We start from the raw sequence: 19,947 nt of genomic DNA, 5'->3' as shown, positions 1-19,947 counted from the left end.
CGGCAAATCTTTTACCTTGCGCCCGTAGTCGCAGATGAGCGGCTCGGGCAAGGAGATAGCAATGCAAACCGCAGACAAGATCAAGCCCTGTTACCCGCTGTTCCGTGACGACGACTACAAGAAGAATCTCGCCGAAAAACGCGAGAAATTCGAAGAGGGTCACGCCCCCGAGAAGGTCTATGAGACCTTCATGTGGACGACGACACAGGAATATCAGGATCTCAATTTCAAGCGCGAAGCCCTGACCGTCGATCCGGCCAAGGCCTGCCAGCCGCTCGGCGCCGTTCTGTGTGCCACCGGCTTCCACAAGACCCTGCCTTACGTGCATGGCTCGCAAGGCTGTGTCGCCTACTTCCGCACCTACTTCAACCGTCACTTCAAGGAACCGTGCTCCTGCGTTTCCGACTCGATGACGGAAGATGCAGCCGTGTTCGGCGGTCAGAAGAACATGCACGACGGTCTGGCCAACGCCAAGGCGATCTACAAGCCGGACATGATCGCGGTGTCGACGACCTGCATGGCGGAAGTTATTGGTGACGACTTGAATGCGTTCATCAACAACTCCAAGAAGGACGGCCACATCCCCCAGGATTACCCGGTCCCCTACGCCCACACCCCGTCTTTCGTCGGTTCGCACACGACCGGCTGGGACAACATGGAAGAAGGCATCCTCCGTTACTTCACGCTGAACTACATGGACGGCAAGAAGGTCGGTTCGAATGGCCGGATCAACATCATTCCGGGCTTCGAGACCTACCTTGGCAACTACCGTGTCATCAAGCGCATGCTTGGTGAGATGGCTGTCGATTACACCTTCCTGTCCGATCCGAGCGAAGTCTTCGACACCCCGGCCGACGGCGAATTCCGCATGTACTCCGGCGGCACGACGATGGACGAAGTGAAGGACGCGCCGAACGCCATCACGACCGTGCTGCTGCAGCCGACCCAGCTGGAAAAGACGAAGAAATTCGTCGAAAACACCTGGAACCAGGAGATCCCCAAGCTGAGCGTCCCGATGGGCGTCGAGTGGACCGACGAGTTCCTGATGAAGGTCTCCGAGCTCACCGGCAAGGCGATTCCCGAATCGCTGGCCAAGGAACGCGGCCGCTGTATGGACCTGATTGCCGACAGCCACGCCTGGCTGCACGGCAAGAAGTTTGCCCTGTACGGCGACCCGGACTTCGTCCTCGGCATGGTCAAGATCCTGCTCGAGTGCGGTGCCGAACCGACGCACATCCTGGCCCACAACGGCAACAAGCGTTGGGCCAAGGCGGTCGAGAAGCTCCTCGCTTCCAGCCCGTTCGGCGTCAATGGCAAGGTCTATGCCGGCAACGACTTGTGGCACATGCGCAGCCTGTGCTTCACGGACAAGCCGGACTTCCTGATCGGCAACTCCTACGGCAAGTACATCCAGCGCGACACCAAGTACAAGGGTGAAGAGTTCGAAGTACCGCTGATCCGCCTCGGCTTCCCGCTGTTCGACCGTCATCACCTGCATCGTCAGACCACCATGGGCTACGAAGGCATGATGTCGGTAGTCACCCAGCTGACCAACGCCGTCCTTGAGCAACTCGACAAGGAAACGATCGGCATGGGTACGACCGACTTCAACTTCGACCTGGTTCGCTAAACGGACCGCCGGCGGAGCTTCGGCTCCGCCGGTCCTGCAGGAGAGTTACATGGCCAACATCATGATCAGTAAAGCGGATAGCGGCGGGTTGACGTTCTATCTCCCGAAGCGCGATCTGGAAGCCTCGATCGAGTCCATCGAATTCGACACCACGGAAAAATGGGGTGGCGAACTGAAGCTGGACAACGGCGGGCTTTATTACATTGATCCGATCGCCAAACCGTCCCGCCTGCCTATTTCCCTGCGTGCCAAGCGCCTCGGCGCGGCCGAAGACTGAGTGAAGCAGGATCGAGGATTCAGCTATTAGGATCGAGTAACCGCAAAAATCGACCCCTAAGCGCTAGGCAACTCAATCCTAACTACTAGGAGCTAACCATCATGGCAATGAAAATCGACCCCGACATGTGCACCGCCTGTGGCGATTGCAAACCGGTTTGTCCGACCAAGTCGATCTCGTCCGGCAAGATCTTTTTCAAGATCGATGCTGCCACCTGTACGGAATGCGACGGCCACAACGACTCCCCGTTGTGTGTCGATGTCTGCCCGTCGGGCTGCATCAGCCCGGCCTGAGTAAAGCCTTGAGCCGAGCGCCGGAGCAGTATTAGAACTGCACCGGCGTTCCACTGAAGTCTTTCCCTGGAGCCCATCATGTCCGACACCCCTATTGCTTCCCGCGAAGCTGCCCTGCGCATCGCCCTTGCTGCCCGCGCCCTGAATGGTCTGGATGTCCGCGCTTTGGTCGGCGCGCTGATCGCGAAACTGGAATCGCCGCTCACCGAGGCCAAGCTGGCCGCACTGACGGTTGAAGACCTGCGCCTGATCCTGGCCGGCGACTTCGCCGAACAGGGTTGCCATGTCGGCGTCGACGGCGAAGTCCTCAAGGAGGCGGTCCGCCTGCTCTGGGGTCAGGGCGTTGCCAACAGCGATTTTCCGACGGTCGATGCCTACCAGGAAGGCGAAATGCCCGGTTCGCTGCGCGTCGCCGTGGCCGCCAATCGTGGCGAAAATCTCGATGGTCACTTCGGCTCCTGCGAGCGCTTCCTGATTTACCAGGTCGGCCGCGACCTCATCAAGCTGATTGCCGTGCGCAGTACCGTCGAAGCGGACACCGCCGAAGACAAGAATGCCGCCCGCTCGGCGCTGATCAACGATTGCCAGATCGTCTATATCCAGTCGATCGGCGGCCCGGCCGCCGCCAAGGCGGTGCGTGCCGGTGTCCATCCGGTCAAGAAACCGGGCGGCGGCAAGGCCCGCGAAGTGCTGGTCGAACTACAGGGCCGGCTCGCCTCGCCGCCGCCCTGGCTGGCCCAGATCATGGGCGTCCCGTCGGCCTCGCTGGCCCGCTTCGAAGAAGACATGGCCAGCGAGGAATCGGCATGATCACCCCCGCCCAACTAGTCCAGGTCGCTGAAGCCACCCTGCTCGACGCCCGCGCCGCCTCATTACGCCAGCGCTTTCCCGACCTGCATTTCACCGAATGCGGCGAAGACGACGTCTCGCCGCGCTACAAACCGGCACTCAGCATCGAAGGCTACGACCTCTTCCTGATCAGCGGCGCCTCCGGTCACTGCCTGGAACTGGTCAACGAAGCCACCACCGCGACCGGCATTCTCGTTGCCGCCAAGGTCGATGACGAGTGAACAGGCTGGCGTTGGCCGGCTTGGGCTCTGTTCCGGCTGCTCCTACTATCCGGACTACCTGAACAGTCGGCGGTGCACGCCGGGCGACGCCTGCATCCGGGCCCACAGCGGCCGGCAGATCGACCGTTTCCTGCGCACCAACCCGGAACTGGCGCAGAACTATCTGACCGACATCTTCTGGGAACGGCGGGCGATTGCCGCCCGCTATGCTCCGGTAGACAGCATCTTCGGACTGAAATCGGACCACGACGAAGTGGTCCGCCGCGTCGTCGCCACCCGCCTGCCGGTCGACCAGCTGATCACGATGGCCCGCGATCCGGACCGCGAAGTCCGGCTGTCGGTGGCCGCCCGCCTGCCCGAGCCGCTGCTCATCGAACTGATCCACGACCCCGATTACCTGATTCGCGCCACCGTCGCCCGGCGCCTGCCGCATGGTCAGCTGGCCAAGTTGAGCAAGGATCCGGAGCGCGAAGTCCGCAAGGTGGTCGCCACCCGCCTGCCGCCCTTCGCCCTGCACATGCTGGCGGCCGACCCCGAGCCGGAGGTTCGCGCCATCGTCGCCGAGCGCGCCCTGCCCGGCCTGGCCGCCACGCTGCTCAACGATGCCGAATGGTGGGTCCGCCTGGCCGCCGTCGGCAACGCACCGCTCGAATTTCTGCCACCGCTGGCCGACGACCCCGAAACCGAAGTTCGCGAAGCCGCCCGAACCCGGCTAGCCGAAGAAACCGCCGCCTGATAACGAGGAAAATCCGATGAAACAAAACCTGGCCTGGCTGGAATACTGCAAATCGCTCGCCCCTGCCGTCGTCGAAACCTGTGCCAAGGTTCCGGTCAGCAGCGGTCCGGGCGCCCTGGTCAAGGCCTTGAGCCTTGCCCTGCCGGAATGGAAGTTTCGCCATGCGCTGAGTCGGGGCGGCTGGTATCGCCTCGGTGGCATTCTCGACCTCCAGGGCCAACGGGTTTCCGACAGCCTGGAAACCTGGGTCGAGAGCGCCCTGGACGAACGCGACGGCGATTTCGCCCGACTGATCGACGACTTTGCCGATCAGCGCCTCTTCGCCACCCGGCTGGTCGGCCAGACGCATTACCTGGTCGCCTCGGCCGATGACAGCAGCGATGGCTTTCTGCAACTGGAAATCGAAGACCTGCAGGAAATGCGCGTCCATCAACTATTCGTCAACGACCCGACATCGCAGGAAGAACTCGTCGATCCGCGCGGCGGTGCCGATATGCCGATCCCGGTCGGCCTGCCCTTCTACACTTTTCGCCGCATCCAGCACATCGGCGCCTTCCTGCAGCGCATGCTGGCCCAGAAACCCGAGCCGGCGGCCATCCATCGCATGCTCGACGACTGGCAGAAGAGCAGCGCCTCCGGCACCAGTGCCTATTACAACCACTGGGTCATCGCCACCCGCGAGCATCTCGACCGCTACCAGCAACCGGTCTTCCGTGCCCAGCCGATCGCCACGCTGGCCGGCGAACCGCCGGAATTCGAGGCGACGACGGGAAGCAGCGGCCTCAAGCTGAACGAAGCGCTGTCCCGCTTCGATCGCCAAAGCGGTTACCCGATGGCCTGGTACTTCCACATGCTGACCAGCAAGGCCGTGCCGCACTGGGTCGCCCAAAGCGTCGTCGAAGACTCGCTGGCCGGCTTCGCCTACCTGCCGCAACGCGACGTCAACGTCGTGCGCAGCTGGCTGCACCGGCCGTACGCCGTTTGAAGACCACAGCCCGCTGCAATGCGGGCTGTTCCGGCACCTCGTAGCCCCCGGGAAAACAGAAGCCTTCCGGGTTTGCCGACGCTCGCCCGGCAAGCCCGGAAGGACGGCAGGTACCCGCCCCCAAGCCACCACATAGAACGAAACACGCCGATCAACCCGGCTTTTCGCGGCGACTTCACGTCCACCGAAGAATAAAGACCGAATTTGACGTCAGTTAGGCCAAATGAGACAATGATAATCATTCGCAATTGAAAACATTTTCGATGATTGTCCCAGGAAGCCCACGTGAACCTTTCAGCCACTCCCTCCGCTGCTGTCGGTGAGCTTTACGCCAACCATCACGCCTGGCTGTGCGCCTGGTTGCGCCGAAAGATCGGCTGCAGCCACGGCGCCGCCGATCTGGCCCAGGATGTTTTCCTGCGCATTCTGGTCTCGCGCAACGCGCTGTGCGGGATGCGCGAGCCACGGGCCTATCTGACGACGACGGCGCAGCGTCTGATGGTGGACCGCATGCGCCGGGAAGTGCTGGAGAAAACCTATCTCGCCGAACTGGCGATCACCCTCGAAAATCTGCCGGCCCACCCGTCACCCGAGCAAACCCTGCTGACGCTGGAAGCGCTCGAGCAGATCGCGACGGTCCTCACCGGCGTCCCTGCCAAGGCCCGCCAGGCTTTCCTGTTGCACTACCTGGAAGGCTTGGCGCATGCCGAAATCGCCGCCCAACTCGGTGTTTCCACCCGCATGGTTCGTAAATACCTGGTGCACTGCCTGTTGCAGTGCGACCGGATTCGCGCCGACTGATCTGCGCCATGCCGACACGCTCCCCTGCCCGCGCTGATCCGGTCGCCCGTCAAGCGGCCGAATGGATCATCCGTCTGAGTGCCGACGAAGCGACGGAACGCGCTGCCGCACAGGCTGGATTCGCCGCCTGGAAAAATGCCGACCCGCGCCACGCCGAGGCGGCGGCGCGCATGGAGCAACTGGTCGGCAACCTGAACCAGGTCCGCGGCGGCGGCGGCGGCGTTGCCCAGCCGGCCCGGCGCGCCCTGAATGCCGCGCTGGCCGGAAACCGCCGAACAGGACGGCCGACGCGGCTGGCCTCGGCGCTGCTGCTCGCCGCCCTGTGCATTCTCCCGGCCTGGATCGGCATGCAGGCGCGCACGCCAAGCTACTGGCTGACCGACCTGCGGTCCGGCGAGGGCGAATGGCCGGAAACCACATTGGCCGACGGCAGCACCATCGCACTGGGCAGCCTGAGCGCAGTCAACATCGATTTCGGCCGCGCAGCGCGTACCGTCGAACTGGTGCAAGGCGAAATCCTGGTCGATGTTGCCAAGGACGCCGCCCGTCCGTTCATCGTCGAAACCGCGCACGGCCGCATCAAGGCGCTCGGCACCCGCTTTACCGTGCGGCGCGAAGCTGAATGGACCATCGTCACGATGCTGGAGTCGCGCATCGAGGTCAGCCCGGCCAGCCGGTCCGGTGCGGCGAGCGATGCGCCGCTGCTGGTCAGCGCCGGGCAGCAGGTGCGGATTGGCGCCGATGGTGTGCTCCCGGCCGAACCGATCGACGCGCCGAGCGTCAGCCAGGCCTGGTACAAACGCCAGTTCGTGGCGCAGGAAATGCCGTTGCCCGATGTCCTCGACGAACTCGACCGGCAGCGCCCGGGGCGCATTTTCTATGACCGGAAAGCGCTCGCCCGGATCAAGGTTTCTGCCGTACTGCCGCTGAACGACAGCGACCGCGCCGTGCAATTGCTGGTCAACAATTTCCCCGAGCTGCGGGTCCGCACGGTCACTCCCTATCTGCTCGCCGTCGACCTCGCGCCGCAGGCGCACAGCAGCTTCCCCGAAAAATAATTGGGCGGTCCGGTTCCGCTTTCCGCTTTTCGTTCGTCAATGGAAGTGAAGGGCATGATCGGCCGCCAGGCATTTCCTGTTGGACAGGTGCGTTAGCCAGTTTCGCTTTGCGTCCTTCGCCCCACCCGGGGAGATTCAACCGCCAACAGGAACCTGCCGATCATGCACAACACCCACCCAGCCGTCGCTGCCGACCCGGGCATCCGCGGCGCCATAAAACCCGTCGTCTTTGCCATTCATCTGGCCCTTGCCGTCATCGGCAGCCCCCCGGCCCTGGCCCAATCGAGCGGCATCGCCGCTACTTACAATATCCCGGCCGGCCCGCTGGGCGAGGCGCTCAACCGATTTGCCCTGCAGGCCGGCGTGGCAATTGCGGTCGACGCCGAAAAACTGCGCAACCTGCGGACAGAAGGTCTGCAGGGGCGCTACGAGGTCGAGGCCGGTTTCAGCGCCTTGCTGCGCAATACCGGCTACGGCATCAGCAAGACGGCCGCCGGCTACATGCTGGTGGCGCTCCCCAAGGCGGCCCCGACGAGCCGCAAGGAAGATGCCGGCGATCCGATGCTGGGAGAAACCCTGGTCGTCGAGCAGCGCGAATCGGCGGGAACCACGGTGGTCGATCGCCATGTGATCGATTCCCTGTCCGCCGGCAATGGCGACATCACCAGCATCCTGCGCGTCATGCCGAATGTGCAGTTCGACAACAAACAGCTGCACACCGGCCGCCAGGGCGAAATCTCGCCAGCCGACATCAGCATCAACGGCGCCAAGTTCTACCAGAACCTCTACCAGCTGGACGGCATGTCCTTCAACAACGACATCGATCCGGCGAGCGGCGACAAATCCTCATCGACGACCGAAGTCACCTCGGCCAGCCAGGGCTTTGCCATCGACAGCAGCCTGTTGTGCAAGATCACCGTCAGGGATTCCAACGTACCGGTCGAGTACGGCGCCTTTACCGGCGGCGTCGTTTCGGCCGATACCTGCGCGCCGACCAAGACCTTTGCCGGCCAGGCCTCGATCGGCACCACCCGGTCGACGTGGATGGAATACAAGATCGCGCCGGAAGAGCAGTCGGACTACAACGACACGACCAGTTCAGATTACGCCCGCAAGTTTGAGAAATGGACCTACAAGCTTTCCCTGCAGGGCAAACCGACCGAGAACCTCGGGCTGATCGGCAGTTTCATCCGGCGCACCTCGACCATCCCGCTGAACGGCGATTCGGGCTACAAGAACGGGGTCGGCTCGACCCCCGAAGAAACCCGGCAAACCGACAATTTCTTTATCAAGGCCTTCTGGAAACCAACGGTCGACCATGACGTCGACTTCTCGATCCAGTACGCACCGACCGCCGACAAACGCTTCATTTCCATGATCAAGGACAGCCAATTCAACTATACCGCCGGTGGCCTGGGGATCAACGCCGGCATAGTCAGCCGCTTCGACAGCTTCGTGGTGAGCCAGCGCCTGACTTCCACCGAAATGGAAAGCTCGCGCGATGGTGATTCGAGCACTTACAAGACCTGGCGTTATTCGGCCGCCGACAAGAACTGGGGCACCACGACCCTGAGCCTTGAAGGTGGCTATGGCGACGTCGAACAAAAGCAGAGTGTCCAGGCGTATCTGGCGAAAGTTGATTGGGAGCCGGTTTCGCTGCTCTCAATGGCGCACCGTTTCCAGGCCGGCTTTGAATTGAGCCAGAAGGAATCCTCATATCACCGCAAGACCCAATACGAGTCCTACTACACCCCGGCGACCTACAGCGGCAACTGCATCCGGGCTGACGGAACGGTCGATCCCTATTGCTCGACGGCCGATACCTCGAACGGCTGGGCAGGACAATATCTGAAAAGCCGCGTCGTCTACCTGGCCGGCAAGTTCACCGTCAAGGACGATACACGAAGCGTTTTTCTGCAGGACGAGATCAAAAAAGGCAACTTTACGGCCCGCCTCGGGGCCCGCTACGAGGACAGCGCCTTGGCGCCGGAGGCCACGCTGGCGCCGCGCAGCGCCTTCTTCTACGACCTGTTCGGCGACGGCAACACCAGGCTGGAAGCCGGCGCCAACCGTTACTACGGGCGTAATTTCATGGCCTATTACATGCAGGCCAACCGCCTGTCGCTGCAGTCGGCAACGACAGGCTCCGGATTTACGCGCAGCAGCCTGACCGACTGGGGGCCGTTGGTAATGAGCACAACCGCCGCCGGCTATCATTTCGAAGATCTCAAGGTACCTTACGACGACGAAGGCATGCTGGCCATCAAGCAACGGTGGGGCGGCGCCATCTGGGGGCTGAAGTACGTAGACCGGACGAGCCGCGACCAGGTGGTCCAGGTGTTGCGCAGCAGCGGCAACCGCTGGTTCGAGAATACCGGCAGCAGCGAGGCACAGACGCTGTCGATGACAATCGAAACGCAGCGCCCGATCAAGCTGTGGGGGACCATGACGTCGATCATGGCCGGGGCGGAAAAAATCAAGTCGCGGACTTCGCATGCCGACTATTACACCAGCGACCAGGATTACAACGACAACCGGGGCCTCGATTACGTCGTCTACAACGGCAGTCTGATCAGCGCCGGCGCCAAGCCGGCCGACAATTACAACCGGCCATGGACCGGACGGGTCCTATTCATGACCGAGATACCCCGGGCCAATCTCAGTATCGGCAACTTCTTCCGCTATCGCGCCGGCTATCAGAAGACCGTACAGAACGGGACCCAGGATGTCGGCGGCGTCTCGTACACCAATTACGACCGCCGTTCGTTCAAGCCGGCATTCACCTGGGACATGCGCATCAACTGGGATGTGCCGACGCCGACCGAGCAGAAGCCCTATGTCTCGCTGACCATCGACAACATCCTGAATGCGACCAATGCCATCGAGAACTCCGGGACCTATCTGGTTTATGAAAAGGGCCGTCAGTTCTGGTTCGAACTTGGGATCAAATTCTGAGGTGATGATGCGTCTATCGATCAAGTTGTTTGCCATGCTTGCCGCCGGCCTGGGCTCGGCGGCGGCCTTTTCCGCCGAACCTTGCCGCCAGGAGGCGACTTGGGACGTGACCTGCCTGCGCCAGCACTACGCCGTGCCGCTCAAGGCCTGGCCGGCACCGCGCATCGAGGGCGGCGGCGAGTGGCGGGAAATGGCCCCGGTCGCCCCGCCCGATTTGCCGAAAACCGTGCCCTATGGGCTGCTCCGCCTGGGCATCCGGCTGTTCTACGACAAGGCGCTGTCCGACTCGGGGGAAATTGCCTGCGCTTCCTGCCATCGCCCCGACCATGCCTTTGCCGACACGCTGCCGGTGACGCCCGGGCATGCCGGGCGCAAGGGCATGCGCAATGCGCCGGCCCTGGTCGGCGTCAGCCATGCGAGCAGCCTGTTCTGGGACGGCCGCTCGCCGACGCTCGAGCACCAGGCGCTCGGCCCGGTCGCCGATCCGGCCGAGATGGCGATGGCGCTCGACAAGCTGCCCGGCAAGCTTGCCGCCATTGCCGGCTACCGCGAGGATTTCCGCCGCGCCTACGGCGACGACGCGGTGACGCTGCCGCGTATCCAGTCGGCGCTGGCCGCCTACGAGCGGACGCTGGTGCCGACAGCGACCCGCTTCGACGCCTTCCTCAAGGGCCAGGCGCAGGCGCTCGACGACCAGGAACTGCTCGGCCTGCACCTGTTCCGCACCAAGGCCGGCTGCATGACCTGCCACCACGGCCCGGCGCTCAGCGACAACAAGTTCCACAATCTCGGCCTGACCTGGTTCGGGCGTAAGTACGAGGATCTCGGCCGCCACAAGGTGACCGGCGAGCCGCAGGATGTCGGCAAATTCAAGACCCCGACCCTGCGCAACGTGGCGCAGAGCGGGCCGTGGATGCACAACGGGCTGTTCCCGTCGCTGCGCGGCATCCTCAACATGTACAACGCCGGCATGCCCAGGCCCAAGCCGGCCAACGCGGTTCAGGCGGCCGACCCGCGCTTTCCGGTCAATTCCGAATTGCTCAAGCCGCTCGAGATGAGCGAAGCCGAAGTGCAAGCCCTCGCAGCATTTCTCAACGTACTTTGACCCGGCGCTCCGATTGATGACGATGCCCCTTATGTCCCGGCTGTTCCGTGCCGCTCCGCTCGCTCTCGCCATGCTGCTGCCCTTCCCCGGGTCGGCCGCGCCGCCGCCCGCATGGCAGCTTGAGGCAGAGGCCGGCGGCTTTTCGTCGTATCGGCTGGCCAACGGTTTCAAGATCATCCTCGCCCCCTTTCCGGCCGCCGCCACGGCCCGGATCGAGCTGCTGGTCAAGGTCGGCAGCAAGCAGGAGGGCTATGGCGAAAGCGGCATGGCCCACCTGCTCGAACACATGCTGTTCAAGAGTGCCGGCCGGCGCGCCGACCTGAAGAGCGAGCTGACCGCGCTGGGCGCGACCTGGAATGGAACGACGACGGCGGAACGGACCAATTATTTCGAAACCGTCGTCGGCGACCCTGACACGATCGACGAAGCGATCCGTATCGAGGCCGACCGCTTCATCCGGCCAACTTTCACCCGGGCACATCTGGTCAGCGAAATGACGGTGGTGCGCAACGAACTGGAGCGCAAAGACAACGATCCGAACAGCCTGGTAATCCGCGCCCTGCAACGCCAGAGCTATTTCTGGCACGGCTACGGCCGGTCGACCATCGGTGCCCGCAGCGACATCGAGGAAGCGCCGTTTGCCGCACTGCAAGCTTTTCACCAACGGCACTATCGGCCCGACAACGCGGCGCTGATCGTTTCCGGCAAATTCGACAGCCAGCGCGTGCTGAAGTTGGCCGGGCGCCTGTTCGCCGCGGCCCGCTTGCCGGCCACCCCGCGCCCCGCCACCTGGACGCGGGAAGAAGCCCGGGCGGTGACAAATCGCAGCGAACTGTTCCTGGCGGCCGGCAAGGTGATCGGCGCCGCCGCCTGGAAGTTGCCGGGCATGAACGAACGGGAGACCCTGGCGGTCGATCTGGCGAGCACTGCCCTCTGCGCCGAAAGCTGGGGCAGCCTGCGCCGCGCACTGGTCCTCGAACAGCGCCTGGCGATCGGCGTCTCCTGCGGCGTGCAGGCCCAGCCCGACTACAGCCTGTTGCTGGCTTCGGCCTCGGCCGGCCAGGCGGCCGATGCCGAAGCGCTGTCGCGCGCCTTGCTGGAACATGTCGAGCGCTTCGCCCAAAGCGGCATTTCGGCCGAGCAACTGGAGCGCGCCCGGCGCAATGAACTGAACGCCTTCGAACGCCTGGGCAGCGCCCACGAATCGTTCGCCGCCCGCCTGTCGCAGGCGGAAGTGGCCGGCGACTGGCGCCTCTTCTTCCGGCAGCGCGACATCGTCGCCGATCTGACGCTGGAAGAAGCCAATCAGGCCCTGAAGAAATGGCTGATCGGTATCAATCGCAGCGATGTCCTGTTGCGTCACGCCGAAGGTGCTACCCCGCCGACCATGCCCAAGGCCGAGCCGCTTGCCGCCCTGCTGGCCGGGCGGGACTGGGCGGCCATCGCCGCCTCGGCCGATCCGCTGCCGACATCGCTCGACGAACTGGCGGCGCAGGTTGTGGCCATCCCGCTCGACGGCCAGCGCGCCCGGGCCGAACTGATCGCCCGCCGGACCCAGGGCAATCTGGCCTGGGTGAGCATCGCCAACGACTACGGCAACGCCGCGGCGCTGAGCACTCGTCAAACGTCCTGCGCGCTGGCCAGCAGCCTGATGGCTTACGGCGGTGGCGGGCTGGATCGCGAAGCGCTGGCCGGTCGACTGGAGGCCTTGCAGGCGCGCGGGTCGATCGGCCTCGGCGGTATCTCGCTGGAGGCCCCGCGCGCCAATATCGAGGCGGGACTGGACCTGCTGCTGGCGGCCTGGAAAACGCCGCTGCTCCCGGTCGGCGAGTTCGAACGCCTGAAGGCGGCGCGGCTCGCCGGACTGGAAGCAGCCCTGAAAGATCCGGCACAGCTGGCCGGCAATGCCGTCGCCCGTCGATTCGACAATTACCCGGCCGACCATCCATTCCGGCCGCGTTCGCTGGCCCAGGCCCGGGCCGATGTCGAGGCCGTCGACATCGCCGAGATACGGCGCTGCATCGCCGATTTTTCAGGTATCTCGCAGATCAGGCTGGCGGTCGTCGGCGATTTTTCCCGAACGGATGTCGAGGCGATGTGGGCCAGGCTGGTCGAGCTGCCGCCGGCCCGGCAGCCCTACGAGCGGATCCGCGACATCGGCGCACCGACCGGCGTTGACGACCGCCCGGTCAGCGTCGCCAGGGCAGATCGGCCCAACGCCGATGTCCAGGGCATCGCCCTGCTGCGCATCACGGAAGACGACCCCGACTTTCCGGCCCTGCGCATCGCCGTCAGGCTGCTCGGCGGCGATACCGACAGCCGGATCCGAACCCGTCTGCGCGAACGCGAGGGCCTCGCCTACAGCGCCGGTGCAGCGCTGGCCGGAAGCAATTTCGAGCCGCGCAGCCGGCTCAGCATCAGCACCAGCGTGGCCAGCAGCAATGCCGAAAACGCATTGGCAATGCTCAAGGAAGAGTTGGCGCGCGCCTTGGCCGGAGGTTTCAGCGAAGCCGAGGTGACCCGGGCGAAATCACTGTGGAAGCAGGAGCGCAGCAAATCGCTGACGGCCGAGAATGGCCTGGTCCGGCAACTGTCCCAAGGCATGTACAGCGGTCGCGACTACGCATGGCTGGCGCGGTTCGACCGGCAGATCGAGCAGCTTGGCGCGGCCGCGGTGACCGAAGCTCTCCGCAAATACTTGGCCGATACTTCAATTGTCTGGAGCACGGGCAAGGGGCTGTAGATCGAATGCAGGCTGGCCGGCCTGCATTCGAAAATTACAACAGCGTCTTCATCACGAACCCGATCACTGCGCACAGGCCAATGATCTGGATGACATTCGTCTTGAAGCGGAACAAGGCAATGGCGGCGCCCAGTGCGATGACCGCCGATCCCCATTCGAACGCCCCGGCGAAGCCCTTCGGCCATAGGACGTGATAGCCGAAGAACAAGGCCAGGTTGAGGATGACGCCGACCACCGCAGCCGTAATGGCGGTCAGTGGTGCGGTGAATTTCAGGTCATTGTGGGTCGTCTCGATGAACGGCCCGCCGGTCAGAATAAAGATGAAGGACGGCAGGAAGGTAAACCAGGTGACCAGCATGGCGGCGACTGCGCCGGCCAGAAACAGGCTGTCCGGACCAAACACCGCCTTGACGTAACCTCCGACGAAGCCGACGAAGGTGACCACCATGATGAGTGGCCCCGGCGTGGTTTCGCCGAGAGCCAGACCGTCAATCATCTGGGTTGGCGTCAGCCAGTGGTAGTGCCCGACAGCGCCCTGATAGACATAGGGGAGGACCGCATAAGCACCGCCGAAGGTCAGCAAGGCGGCTTTGGTGAAGAACCAGCCCATCTGCGTCAGGGTGTGCTCCCAGCCGTAGGCGGCAACAAGCGTCCCCATTGGCATCAGCCAGAGCAAGCCACCCACGCCGGCGACTTGCCACAGGTGAGTCCAGCTGAACAGTGCATGCGCCGCGGTTGGGGTGTCGTCATCAATCAATGCGCGGCCAAACGACTGGTCCGCCTTGTCGTGTCCGCCCCCGGTTTTGAACTTGGCCGGGGCTATCCGCCCGCCGAAGTAACCGATCGTCGCAGCGGCCGCGACGATGGCGGGGAATGGCAGGTTGAGCGCGAAGATGGCGACGAAAGAGGCGGCGGCAATCGCCCAGAGCACGTTGTTCTTCAGGGCCCGCGAGCCGATGCGGTGGGCGGCCTGCACGACGATGGCGGTTACTGCCGGCTTGATGCCGTAGAACAGACCGGCCACCAACGGCATCTCGCCAAAGGCGATATAGATCCACGACAAACCAATCAGGGTGAAGAGTGACGGCAGCACGAACAGGCCGCCGGCCACGATGCCGCCCCACGTCCGGTGCATCAGCCAGCCGATGTAGGTGGCCAGTTGCTGGGCTTCCGGTCCGGGCAGCACCATGCAGTAGTTGAGGGCGTGGAGAAAGCGCCGTTCGGAAATCCAGCGGCGGCGCTCGACCAACTCCTGATGCATGATGGAAATCTGCCCCGCCGGGCCGCCAAAGCTGATGAAACCGAGCTTCAACCAGAACCGGAAGGCCTCCCAGAAGCTGACTTCAGCCGGTACGGCGGCGAGCGTTTCGGATGTTGCTGCCGGGGCTTGATTGATCATTTCGGGCCTTTCTCAAAGGAGGCCAGCAGTCCGTCAAAGATGATGCTGGCGAGCGCCTGCAACTGGTCATCGTCGGCGATGGTGTCGCGCAGGGCAGCCAGTGCGCTCTTGATACCGCTTGCTTCCGACGGCTGAGGGCTGGAAAAACTGCAACGCTTATCCGTAGCGATCGTAGGTTTGCCAGTTATTCCAACTTATCATGCCGGACGGCTCTATCCGCCAAATTAAGGCGGGCAGTATAGCGGCTGAATCAATGGAGAAATTATCGAATGGACATCGGTACCTGGCACGCCTGGTTCGACGGGGCGACGAAAGACACCAACCCAGGAATACGCGGCATCGGGGCAGTCCTTAAAGGACCGGCCGGCCAGATCGTGGAGATTGCCCAGGCGATTGGCGAAGGCACGAACAACGAGGCCGAATACTGTGCGCTGATGGCGGTACTCGATGCGGCCGTCGAGGCCGGGGTACAAAACCTCGTCGTCTACGGCGACAGCCAGCTGGTGATCAAGCAGGTCAGCGGCGAGTGGTTGATCAACGCACGGGGGCTGGTCCCGCTCTGCAAGACCGTAGTCGAACTGAAGGCGCTGATTCCCAACGTCAGTCTTTGCTGGATTCCGCGCGAAGAAAACACCGAAGCCGACGCCCTCTCGAAACGCGCCATCGGGGTTGCGACGGCGGCGCCCATCGACCGATCGGTGTGGATGAAAATCACGGAGATTGGCAAGCCGTTTGGCTTGTCCGGCGTGGCGCTGGGAAAACGGATGGACGCGGCAAAATTACGCGAAGGCGGCAAACCCACCCAACTGGCCCTGGATAAGGGATGCGCGCTGCAGGTCGAGAACAATTTCGGCCATGAGTATTTTTGGCACCGGAAGCTGCTCCCGGTTGCGTTGAAAGAAGCGCTGCTGCTCGATTGAGACCTTCGAGATGTCGGCCGGTAAAAACCAAGCAAGAACACCGCGCGCAGACTATCATATGAGCTACATTTAATATTTTTACAATATTGGAGACAGTCATGGCTTGGCTCGATAACCTGTCGCTACGCTACAAATTGCTGATCAACTTTCTCGCCAGCGGCGGTGTGCTGATCGTTGCCGTGCTCTTCTGCGTTCTGCAAATCCAGGCGGTCGGCAAGGACACCGAGCAGATCGCCAAAAACTGGCTGCCGTCGGTCCAGGCCGTGGGCGAAATCAGCCAGCTTCGCCTGCGCTACCGCGTGCGTAGCCTGGAATACATGCTGCCGGGGAGCGCCGAGGAAAAAGCCAAGATCGAAGGCAGTCTCGGCAAGCTCAACGAATCGCTCCAGGCCGCCTTGAAAACCTACGAAAAGCTGATCAGCTCCGATCAGGAACGGGCCATCTACCAGGACACCGTGAAGGCGGTGGAAGGCTACCAGGCCGCCGTCGACAAGGCGATCGCCCTGGCCCGCAGCGGCAAGGAAGACGAGGCCCAGCAATTGCGCCGGAGCGAATGGGTCAAGACCGCCAATGCCCTGCGCGACAAGACCGACGAACTGGCCAAGCTGAACCGGGACGGTGCGGACCAAGCCTCGGCGAGCGCCGAGAAGCGCGTCGGGACGGCCTTGGTTGGCGGCATCTCGGCCCTGCTGGCCGGCATTGCGCTGGCCCTGCTGGTTTCCTATCTGATCGCCCAGCGCATGGGTCACCAATTGGATACCGCGGTGGTCGCGGCGCGCCGCATCGCGGGCGGCGACCTGCGCGGCGAGATGGGGCCGACCAGTCGCGACGAGGTGGGCAAGCTGGTGGGCGCCGTCGGCGACATGCAGCAATCCTTGCGCTCGGCGATGGGCGAGACGCTGAGCAGCGCCGGCCAGATTCTCGAAGCCTCGAAGTCGCTGAACCATGCGGTGCAGTTGATCGACCAGTCATCCTCGGTCCAGAGCAGCGCCGCTTCGGCGATTGCCGCCAATGTCGAGGAACTGACCGTCTCGATCAATCATGTATCGGACAACACCAACGAAGCCTCGCGCCTGGCCAATGCGTCCGACGAACAGGCGGCCCAGGGCAACCAGGCCATCGTCGCGCTGGTCGGCCAGATCAACCAGTTGGCCAATGTCGTCCGCAACGCAGCGGAACAGATCCACGGACTCAAGCTGGAGTCGGAAAAGATTTCGAGCATCGTCGCGGTGATCCGCGACATTGCCGACCAGACCAACCTGCTCGCCCTGAATGCCGCGATCGAAGCGGCGCGGGCCGGCGAAACCGGGCGCGGCTTTGCCGTGGTGGCCGACGAGGTGCGCAAGCTGGCGGAACGGACGGCGGTATCGACCGGCGAGATCAGCGGCATGGTCAATGCCATCCAGCAATCGACCGGGCACGTCGTCAGCGGCGTCGCGCAAGGCGTCGAGCTGGCCGACAGCAGCGTCGAACTGGCGCAGCAGGCCGGCGCGTCGATTGCGCAATTGCGCCAGATGGCTCAACAGGTCGCCGATGTCGTGCGTGAGGTCGACAACGGCCTGCGCGAACAATCGACGGCATCGACCGATGTCGCGGTCCGGATCGAACAGATCGCGACCCAGTCGGAAGAGGCCAGCGCCATTGCCCACGAAACCTCGCAGGCCGCCGAGAGCATGGACCGGACAGCGCAGCGCATGCAGGAAATCGTCGGCCGATTCAGGATCTAGCCGGCGGCAGGCAGGGCGGCACCGGCCGGCGCGGCGCCCGACTAATCCTTCTCCTGAAGCAGGTAGATGTAGTCGATCAGCGCATGGATGCGCGACCGCACCGCGGCTTCGGCCGGGTAAGGATTGTTCGCGGCCGGCCCCGCCTGACGGGTGTAAACCTGCCCCCACAGCGGCATGTCGCGCGGGCCATGGGCTGCCACCGCCAGGCGGCCGTCGATGGTTTCGTAGACGCGGGCGGTCGGAAAATACCCGCCGTTCTTCTTCGACAATTGCGTCAAATCGGCGGGGGCCGGCTTGGCGGCCCCGGCAGCGGGAGTCCGCGCCTTGCCGTCGGAACCATGGCAGGTCGCGCAGCTCTTCAGGAATTCGCGTTGGCCGAGCGCGCCGCTGTCATCGGCGGCATTGGCCGCGCCAGCCAGGGAACAGAGCAGCAGCACGGCGATGGTGGAGATCTTTTGCATGATGGTTATCTTTGGTGATGTCCGGCTGGCCATCCTCATTCGGCAGCCGGCCTGGGCGAAATTGCGGCGACTGGCCTCGCCTACTTCATTTTCGATGGCAGCTTGATCGTCTCGCCGGCCACCATGAAAACGCCGTTGCCCCGATGATGAAGCGTGTGCGGCTCGGGGCCGGCCGGGTTACGCCAGGCCTTGACCACCTCGAGGACGAAAAAGTTGTAGCGATTGACCAGCCGCGTATCGACGATGCGACACTCGAGGTTGACGAAGCACTCGGCGATCAGCGGCGCGTCGACCAGATCGGCCGCCAGCGGGGTCAGCTTGAACTCGGCGAATTTGTCGGTATCAAGACCTGAGGTATTGCCGCAGCCGACGACCTGGGTCGCCAGTTCGACCGACGGGATGTTGAGGACGCACTGCTTGGTCGCCTTCAGCGCCTGAAAGCTGAAATCGTTGCCGCTGACGACACAGCCGACCAGCGGCGGCTCGAATTCCATCATCGTATGCCACGACATGGTCATCACGTTGGCCTTGCCCTTGTGGCGGGTGGACAGCAGCAGTACCGGCCCCGTTTCGAGGTGGCCATAGACTTCACCGAGAGGAAACTCGCTTTTGGTCATTTCGTTCTCCTTGCCAGCAATAAACTTCTTGAGCCGAGGCTCGAGTCATTATTCCCTATAACCCGCCTGCTCCGCTACATTCGCCCGGTCGAGCTCGGTTCTCAGCGTGTTGTAGCCGGACTTGACACTGAATTTACATTCGCCCTCACCCGCCTCGACCCCGCCGAGCAGCGGACAGGCGCCGAACAATTCGGCCACCCAGTCCACGAAGGCCCGGACTTTCGGCGACAAGTGACGATTCTGCATATAAGCCACCGAGATCGGCATCGGCGAGGGCGAGATGTGCGGCAGAACTTCCTGCAGCGCTCCCGATTCCAGATGCGGCAGCACCATGTAGAGCGGCGGCTGGATCAGCCCGAAACCCTGCAAGCCGCAGGCGACATAGGCTTCGCCGTCGTTGACCGAAACGCTGCCGCGCATCTTGACCGGCGTCGATACGCCATCGACGATGAAATCCCAGTCGATGGTGCGGCCAGTCTGGCTGGAGAAATAATGCACGGCCAGATGGCTTTGCAAATCATCGATGCTGGTCGGCACGCCATAGCGTTCGAGGTAGTCCGGGGCAGCGCAGGTAAGCGCCTTGAAGGTGCCGATGCGCCGGGCGACCAGCGTCGAATCCTGCAACTCGCCGACGCGGATGACGCAATCGACCGCCTCGCGGACCAGATCGACCTGACGATCGCCCATGCCGATCACCAGATCGACGTCCGGATAGCGGCTATGGAAGTCGCACAGCCGGGGAATCAGGATCAGCCGGCCGATGGTCGATGGCACGTCGATGCGCAGCCGTCCCTTCGGGCCGCGCGCCACGTCGCGAAACGCCGACTCGGTTTCCTCGACTTCACCGAGGATGCGGGCGCAGTGCTCGTAATAGGCGGCACCGTCCGGCGTCAGGCTGATCCGCCGCGTCGTCCGGTTGAGCAGGCGGACCTGAAGCAGGGCTTCCAGATTCTGGATGGTGGTCGTCACCGTCGCCCGGGGCATGCCCAGATTGTCGGCGGCACGGGAAAAACTGTTGGCATCCACCACCCCAGTGAACACCTGCATGGCTTGAAAACGGTCCATCGTCGCCCATCTTTGGTCGTTGATATTGTTCAATCTTACCGAATAATGTTGTCAGAATACATATCTTTATCCATTGGCGAATAATGCCCAAAATCGTCCCACTGG

At 63.3% G+C, this 19,947-nt stretch carries 18 protein-coding genes; 14 read left to right on the top strand and 4 right to left on the bottom strand.

The genetic code is table 11. From position 1 onward, the window contains the following. Positions 1–61 precede the first annotated feature (61 nt). The 12 genes from nifK (at position 62) to ACLIKD_RS05540 (ending at position 13,653) form a co-directional block, all read left to right on the top strand. The gene (nifK, locus tag ACLIKD_RS05595; RefSeq protein WP_428827513.1) at positions 62–1,630 is read left to right on the top strand and encodes a nitrogenase molybdenum-iron protein subunit beta; all 1,569 of its coding nucleotides are present in this window, start codon (positions 62–64) and stop codon (positions 1,628–1,630) included. Positions 1,631–1,679: 49 nt separating this feature from the next. Then, a complete protein-coding gene (gene nifT, locus ACLIKD_RS05590) occupies positions 1,680–1,907 on the top strand; it encodes a putative nitrogen fixation protein NifT (RefSeq protein ID WP_226419326.1) in 228 nt (75 codons plus the stop codon). A 101-nt stretch (positions 1,908–2,008) separates the two neighbouring features. Next, the gene (locus ACLIKD_RS05585; RefSeq protein WP_226404672.1) at positions 2,009–2,200 is read left to right on the top strand and encodes a 4Fe-4S binding protein; all 192 of its coding nucleotides are present in this window, start codon (positions 2,009–2,011) and stop codon (positions 2,198–2,200) included. Between the two features lie 78 nt (positions 2,201–2,278). Next, on the top strand, positions 2,279–3,010 hold the full coding sequence (locus tag ACLIKD_RS05580) for a dinitrogenase iron-molybdenum cofactor biosynthesis protein (protein ID WP_428827512.1): 732 nt from the start codon (positions 2,279–2,281) through the stop codon (positions 3,008–3,010). After that, positions 3,007–3,270: a DUF6129 family protein gene (locus ACLIKD_RS05575; protein ID WP_226419324.1), complete on the top strand. Its 264-nt coding sequence runs from the start codon at positions 3,007–3,009 to the stop codon at positions 3,268–3,270. The genes ACLIKD_RS05580 and ACLIKD_RS05575 overlap by 4 nt, the downstream gene beginning before the upstream one ends. Further along, positions 3,260–4,006 (top strand): 4Fe4S-binding leucine-rich repeat protein, encoded by a 747-nt coding sequence (locus ACLIKD_RS05570; protein ID WP_428827511.1) that lies wholly within the window; start codon positions 3,260–3,262, stop codon positions 4,004–4,006. Before ACLIKD_RS05575 ends, ACLIKD_RS05570 begins: the two co-directional genes overlap by 11 nt. A gap of 16 nt (positions 4,007–4,022) precedes the next feature. Further along, the gene (locus ACLIKD_RS05565) at positions 4,023–4,991 is read left to right on the top strand and encodes a hypothetical protein (protein ID WP_428827510.1); all 969 of its coding nucleotides are present in this window, start codon (positions 4,023–4,025) and stop codon (positions 4,989–4,991) included. A 285-nt stretch (positions 4,992–5,276) separates the two neighbouring features. Further along, complete coding sequence (locus ACLIKD_RS05560; protein ID WP_428827509.1) at positions 5,277–5,792, top strand: sigma-70 family RNA polymerase sigma factor; 516 nt, start codon at positions 5,277–5,279, stop codon at positions 5,790–5,792. Between the two features lie 8 nt (positions 5,793–5,800). Then, positions 5,801–6,850, top strand: a complete 1,050-nt coding sequence (locus tag ACLIKD_RS05555) for a FecR family protein (protein ID WP_428827508.1) — start codon at positions 5,801–5,803, stop codon at positions 6,848–6,850. 162 nt (positions 6,851–7,012) lie between these two features. Beyond that, positions 7,013–9,805 (top strand): hypothetical protein, encoded by a 2,793-nt coding sequence (locus ACLIKD_RS05550; RefSeq protein ID WP_428827507.1) that lies wholly within the window; start codon positions 7,013–7,015, stop codon positions 9,803–9,805. 4 nt (positions 9,806–9,809) lie between these two features. Further along, a complete protein-coding gene (locus tag ACLIKD_RS05545) occupies positions 9,810–10,910 on the top strand; it encodes a cytochrome-c peroxidase (protein ID WP_428828380.1) in 1,101 nt (366 codons plus the stop codon). A 16-nt stretch (positions 10,911–10,926) separates the two neighbouring features. Next, a complete protein-coding gene (locus ACLIKD_RS05540) occupies positions 10,927–13,653 on the top strand; it encodes a M16 family metallopeptidase (protein ID WP_428827506.1) in 2,727 nt (908 codons plus the stop codon). A 34-nt stretch (positions 13,654–13,687) separates the two neighbouring features. Here the strand turns inward: ACLIKD_RS05540 and chrA are convergent, their stop codons facing one another. Continuing rightward, positions 13,688–15,052, bottom strand: coding sequence for a chromate efflux transporter (gene chrA, locus ACLIKD_RS05535; RefSeq protein ID WP_428827505.1), 1,365 nt, complete (start codon positions 15,050–15,052; stop codon positions 13,688–13,690). A gap of 269 nt (positions 15,053–15,321) precedes the next feature. On the opposite strand from chrA, the gene ACLIKD_RS05530 reads away from it, so the two are divergent. Further along, on the top strand, positions 15,322–15,972 hold the full coding sequence (locus ACLIKD_RS05530) for a ribonuclease HI family protein (RefSeq protein ID WP_428827504.1): 651 nt from the start codon (positions 15,322–15,324) through the stop codon (positions 15,970–15,972). 98 nt (positions 15,973–16,070) lie between these two features. Next, a complete protein-coding gene (locus ACLIKD_RS05525; RefSeq protein ID WP_226419315.1) occupies positions 16,071–17,699 on the top strand; it encodes a methyl-accepting chemotaxis protein in 1,629 nt (542 codons plus the stop codon). A 41-nt stretch (positions 17,700–17,740) separates the two neighbouring features. Here the strand turns inward: ACLIKD_RS05525 and ACLIKD_RS05520 are convergent, their stop codons facing one another. From ACLIKD_RS05520 to ACLIKD_RS05510, 3 genes are all read right to left on the bottom strand, one after another. After that, on the bottom strand, positions 17,741–18,160 hold the full coding sequence (locus ACLIKD_RS05520) for a c-type cytochrome (RefSeq protein ID WP_428827503.1): 420 nt from the start codon (positions 18,158–18,160) through the stop codon (positions 17,741–17,743). Positions 18,161–18,240: 80 nt separating this feature from the next. Further along, positions 18,241–18,777 carry a flavin reductase family protein gene (locus tag ACLIKD_RS05515; protein ID WP_428827502.1) on the bottom strand — a complete coding sequence of 179 codons (537 nt, stop codon included), beginning with the start codon at positions 18,775–18,777 and terminating at the stop codon, positions 18,241–18,243. Between the two features lie 48 nt (positions 18,778–18,825). Further along, the gene (locus tag ACLIKD_RS05510; RefSeq protein ID WP_428827501.1) at positions 18,826–19,842 is read right to left on the bottom strand and encodes a LysR family transcriptional regulator; all 1,017 of its coding nucleotides are present in this window, start codon (positions 19,840–19,842) and stop codon (positions 18,826–18,828) included. Positions 19,843–19,947 lie beyond the last annotated feature (105 nt).

This window comes from Azonexus sp. IMCC34842 (assembly GCF_050368855.1).
GTDB lineage: Bacteria > Pseudomonadota > Gammaproteobacteria > Burkholderiales > Rhodocyclaceae > Azonexus > Azonexus denitrificans_A.
This window is presented reverse-complemented; position numbering and strand designations above follow the sequence as displayed.

Excerpts from the sequence above, each read along its gene's own strand:
- nifT (WP_226419326.1), top strand. The coding sequence starts at position 1,680 with ATGGCCAACATCATGATCAGTAAAGCGGATAGCGGCGGGTTGACGTTC.
- ACLIKD_RS05555 (WP_428827508.1), top strand. The coding sequence starts at position 5,801 with ATGCCGACACGCTCCCCTGCCCGCGCTGATCCGGTCGCCCGTCAAGCG.
- ACLIKD_RS05540 (WP_428827506.1), top strand. The coding sequence starts at position 10,927 with ATGACGATGCCCCTTATGTCCCGGCTGTTCCGTGCCGCTCCGCTCGCT.
- ACLIKD_RS05525 (WP_226419315.1), top strand. The coding sequence starts at position 16,071 with ATGGCTTGGCTCGATAACCTGTCGCTACGCTACAAATTGCTGATCAAC.
- chrA (WP_428827505.1), bottom strand. The coding sequence starts at position 15,052 with ATGATCAATCAAGCCCCGGCAGCAACATCCGAAACGCTCGCCGCCGTA.
- ACLIKD_RS05580 (WP_428827512.1), top strand. The coding sequence starts at position 2,279 with ATGTCCGACACCCCTATTGCTTCCCGCGAAGCTGCCCTGCGCATCGCC.
- nifK (WP_428827513.1), top strand. The coding sequence starts at position 62 with ATGCAAACCGCAGACAAGATCAAGCCCTGTTACCCGCTGTTCCGTGAC.
- ACLIKD_RS05515 (WP_428827502.1), bottom strand. The coding sequence starts at position 18,777 with ATGACCAAAAGCGAGTTTCCTCTCGGTGAAGTCTATGGCCACCTCGAA.
- ACLIKD_RS05530 (WP_428827504.1), top strand. The coding sequence starts at position 15,322 with ATGGACATCGGTACCTGGCACGCCTGGTTCGACGGGGCGACGAAAGAC.
- ACLIKD_RS05520 (WP_428827503.1), bottom strand. The coding sequence starts at position 18,160 with ATGCAAAAGATCTCCACCATCGCCGTGCTGCTGCTCTGTTCCCTGGCT.
- ACLIKD_RS05565 (WP_428827510.1), top strand. The coding sequence starts at position 4,023 with ATGAAACAAAACCTGGCCTGGCTGGAATACTGCAAATCGCTCGCCCCT.
- ACLIKD_RS05585 (WP_226404672.1), top strand. The coding sequence starts at position 2,009 with ATGGCAATGAAAATCGACCCCGACATGTGCACCGCCTGTGGCGATTGC.
- ACLIKD_RS05570 (WP_428827511.1), top strand. The coding sequence starts at position 3,260 with ATGACGAGTGAACAGGCTGGCGTTGGCCGGCTTGGGCTCTGTTCCGGC.
- ACLIKD_RS05510 (WP_428827501.1), bottom strand. The coding sequence starts at position 19,842 with ATGGACCGTTTTCAAGCCATGCAGGTGTTCACTGGGGTGGTGGATGCC.
- ACLIKD_RS05550 (WP_428827507.1), top strand. The coding sequence starts at position 7,013 with ATGCACAACACCCACCCAGCCGTCGCTGCCGACCCGGGCATCCGCGGC.
- ACLIKD_RS05575 (WP_226419324.1), top strand. The coding sequence starts at position 3,007 with ATGATCACCCCCGCCCAACTAGTCCAGGTCGCTGAAGCCACCCTGCTC.
- ACLIKD_RS05545 (WP_428828380.1), top strand. The coding sequence starts at position 9,810 with ATGATGCGTCTATCGATCAAGTTGTTTGCCATGCTTGCCGCCGGCCTG.